Raw genomic sequence first — 3889 nt, 5'->3', positions numbered from 1 at the left:
ACCTCCAGCCACAGCCACACCGGCGCGACGTCCTGCGCCGCGACAGGGAGCGCGGCGGCGCAGCCCTCGCGCAGCGCGGCCTGCACTGCCGCCTCGGCATCGGCAGCCGGCCCGCGTAGGCTCGCGGGCGCCGGGCGCTGCGCGAGGTGCGCCTCACGCAGGCGCTGCCAGCGCGCCTGCAGGCCCGGGCAGCGTTGCAGAACTCGCGCAGTGGCGGCGACGTTGCCTGCCGCCCAGCCGGCCGCTGGTTCGTGCGCCGCCGCCAGCGCGGCCAGCCACAGGTAGAGGTCGCGGTTCAGGGAGGCGTCGTCGAACACCGCGATCAGCGGCGGCAGCGCCAGCGTGTCGGCGTCGAGCCTGGCGGTCGAGGCGCGCAGGCCACTGCCGGCGATCTTCTGCAACCACCCGCGTGGCCCGCCGATGCGCGCCTGCCCGGCCGGTACCACGCGCACGCCGCTCGCGCCGCCGGCGGCGTGGAACAGCATCGCCGCGGCACGCTGCACCTCGGCCAGTTCGACCGCCTTCGGCAGGTACGAACGATCGGCCACCCGCGTGATGAAGCGGTGCCATTGTTCGCCGACCCACTCTTCCATGCTCAGTGCTCCCGGCGTTGGCGCAGCGTCTCGCGCACCGCGTCGAGGCCGACCTTCCACTCGAGGTTGGGCGCCGCGCCGCGAGCCGTGTGCGAGCTCTCGCACTCGGTCAGGCATTGCCCGCACTGCACGCAGGCGAACATCATGCGTTTGATGTTGCGCGGGTTCAGGCGCATCGGGCAGGCCACGTCGCAGGCCGAACCCTGCGGCGCCTGCGCGGTGACACAGCCGCGGCAGTCGCGCGCGCGGTCACGGTCGAAGGCGACCACCAGGCCCTTCGGGTTGGCCATCCAGGCCAGGCTCTGGAACAGGCCGACGGCGCAGCCGAAGCGGCAGAACAGGTGGCGCGCGAACATCAGTTCGGCGGTGAACACCCCACTGCCGATCACGATGAAGCGCGCCTGGTTGGGTGTCAGCGTGCCGTGGATCAAGTTGCCCCAGATCTCGACCGGCGGCAGCAGGTAGGTCAGCAGCGTGATCGCCCACAGGAAGCCGAAGGTCGCGCAGGCGAGGAAGAAGGCCGGCCACCAGCGCGCATCCGGCGCGCCGCCCTTGCGCGGCGTGGCGTGCCTGTCCCAGAAGCTCAGCTTGCCGCTGGCACGCTGCAGCAGCGCGTTGAGCGACTCGACCAGCGAGAAGTGTGGGCACAGCCAGCCGCAGTACAGGCGCCCGTAGCGATACGCCAGGGTCATGAAGGCCGCGACCAGCGCGATCGCCGGCAGGATGGCACGCACCACGATGTTCATCGCTGCCTGCGTGGCGTCGATCTCGCCGCGCTGGAACGCGTCGATGCCGAGCGACCAGCGGAAGCCGAGCACCCACAGCTGCGTCTCGTGCAGGTCGAAGCGCAGCAGGTTCAGCGCCGGCGCGGCGAGGAACAGCGCAAAGAAACCGATCTGCAGCGCACGGCGCCAGCGCTGCATGCGCGCCATGCGCGCTCGCTCTTCGCTCGAGCCGCGCACCGCCAGGGCGACGGCCGCGTCAGGCATCGCCGACCACCGCCGCCACCACCTCGGCCAGCGCGGCGGCGGTGTCGGCGTCGTCGGTCAGCGCATCGACGATCGCCGCCGTGCAGGCCATGCGCAGGGTCATCCCCGCGGTGGCCAGCCGCGCCGCCATCACCAGCAGCCGCGTGCTCGCGGTTTCTTCCAGGTCATGGCCGGTGAGGCGGCGCAGCGCCTGCGCCAGTTGCACCAGCCGCACGGCCACCGCCGCCGTGCAGCCGCTTTCGGCCTGCACGATGCTGCGCTCGATCTCCGGCGCCGGATAGCCCAGCGTCAGCGCAACGAAGCGCTGCCGCGTGCTCGGCTTCAGCCCCTTGAGCAGGTTCTGGTAGCCGGGGTTGTACGAGATCACCAGCATGAAGCCGGGCGCGGCAGCGAGCGACTCACCGGTGCGCTCGATCGGCAGCACGCGCCGGTCGTCGGCCAGCGGGTGCAGCACGACGGTGGTGTCCTTGCGCGCCTCGACCACCTCGTCGAGGTAGCAGATCGCGCCCTCGCGCACCGCGCGGGTCAGCGGGCCGTCGCACCACACAGTGTCGCCGCCGCCGATCAGGTGGCGACCGACCAGGTCGGCCGCGCTCAGGTCGTCGTGGCAGCTCACCGTCACCAGCGGCCGGCCGAGCCGCGCCGCCATGTGCTCGACGAAGCGGGTCTTGCCGCAGCCGGTCGGGCCCTTGATCAAGAGCGGCAGCCGGCTGGTATGCGCCTGCTCGAAGAGGATGCACTCGCCGCCCTGCGCGGCGTAGTACGGCACCGCCGCGACCTGCCGTGCGCTCATCAGTTCCATCACATCACCCCTGGATCAGGCCGCTTGAAGGCGGGCGCCAGGCTGCGTGGCCTCGTCGGCCGCCGGGCCGACGAAGAAGCTCGCCAGGTAGGTCAGCAGCCCGGCCAGGAACATCACGCCGCCGGCCACGCGCACCCAGTAGAAGAAGCGCAGCTGGTCCTGCGTGGCCATGAAGGACATCGCGCCTTCGGTGGGCATGCGCTGCAGCCACACCTGCAGGATGCCGGCGCCGGTCAGCGCCAGCACCATCACGCCCATGCCGATGGTCATGATCCAGAAGCTCCACATCTCGACGTTCTGCGCGCGCTTCGGGTTGGCCTCGCGGCCGCGCAGGATGGGCATCGCGTAGCTGATCATCGCGATCACCACCAGCACGTAGGCGCCGTAGAACGCGAGGTGGCCGTGCGCCGCCGTGACCTGGCTGCCGTGGGTGTAGTAGTTCACCGGGCTGAGCGTGTGCATGAAGCCCCACACGCCGGCGCCGAGGAAGCCCATCACCGCGGTGCCTACGGCCCACAGCACGGCGGCCTGGTTCGGGTGCTCGCGCTTGCGGCGCTGGACCATGTTGAAGGCGAACAGCGTCATCATGAAGAAGGGGATCGGCTCGAGCGCGCTGAACACGCTGCCGACCCAGTGCCAGTAGCCCGGCAGGCCGATGAAGAAGAAGTGGTGGCCGGTGCCCAGGATGCCGGTGACCAGCGCCATCGTGACGATCAGGTACAGCCACTTGTCGATCACCTCGCGGTCGACGCCGGTGGTCTTGACCAGCACGAAGGCGAGCAGCGCGCCGAGGATCAGCTCCCAGGTGCCTTCCACCCAGAGGTGGACGACGAACCACCAGTACATCTTGTCGCGCACCAGGTTGCTCGGGTTGACGAAGCTGAACAGGAACATCAGCGCCAGGCCCCACAGGCCCATCAGCAGGACGAGGGAGACAGCCGTCTTGCGACCCTTCAGCACGGTCATGCTGATGTTGAACAGGAAGCCGAGCGCGACGATCACGATGCCGATCTTGGTCGGCAAGGGCTGCTCGAGGAACTCGCGCCCCATCGTCTTCAGCAGGTCGTTGCCCGTCCACTCCGCCAGCGTCGCATAGGGCACCAGCAGGTAGCCGAGGATGGTGGCCGCGCCGGCGACCAGGAAGACCCAGAACAGGATCTTCGCGAACAGCGGGCTGTACAGCTCGGTCTCGGCCTCTTCCGGGATCAGGTAGTAGGCCGAGCCCATGAAGCCGAACAGCAGCCACACGATCAGCAGGTTCGTGTGGACCATGCGCGCGATGTTGAACGGGATGGCCGGGAAGGCCAGGTCGCCGATCAGGTACTGCAGGCCCAGCGTGAGGCCGAAGACGATCTGGCCGACGAACAGGCCGATCGCGGCGATGAAGTACAGCCGCGAGACGGACTGCGACTTGTACTTGAGTGTGGTTGCATTCATGACTTTTCCTTGGCTGTTCGGACCCCGATCCAGCCCTGCGCCTGCTGGCGCAGGTCGTGACCGAGGCG

3 protein-coding genes and 1 pseudogene are annotated in these 3889 nt (G+C 69.6%); all 4 read right to left on the bottom strand.

Annotated elements, in window-relative coordinates; all coding sequences use genetic code 11:
- Positions 1-593: pseudogene (locus AAG801_RS40915) on the bottom strand (VWA domain-containing protein); the annotation flags it as partial.
- A gap of 2 nt (positions 594-595) precedes the next feature.
- Positions 596-1582 carry a 4Fe-4S binding protein gene (locus tag AAG801_RS40910; RefSeq protein WP_341893596.1) on the bottom strand — a complete coding sequence of 329 codons (987 nt, stop codon included), beginning with the start codon at positions 1580-1582 and terminating at the stop codon, positions 596-598.
- Entirely contained in the window at positions 1575-2384 is an 810-nt protein-coding gene (locus tag AAG801_RS40905) for a CbbQ/NirQ/NorQ/GpvN family protein (RefSeq protein ID WP_341893595.1), read from the bottom strand. Before AAG801_RS40905 ends, AAG801_RS40910 begins: the two co-directional genes overlap by 8 nt.
- 15 nt (positions 2385-2399) lie before the next feature.
- Positions 2400-3821, bottom strand: coding sequence for a cbb3-type cytochrome c oxidase subunit I (locus tag AAG801_RS40900; RefSeq protein WP_341893594.1), 1422 nt, complete (start codon positions 3819-3821; stop codon positions 2400-2402).
- Positions 3822-3889 lie beyond the last annotated feature (68 nt).

This window comes from Variovorax sp. YR752 (assembly GCF_943372545.1).
The sequence above is the reverse complement of the archived record's forward strand: the minus strand, read 5'-3'. Positions and strand labels throughout refer to the sequence as shown.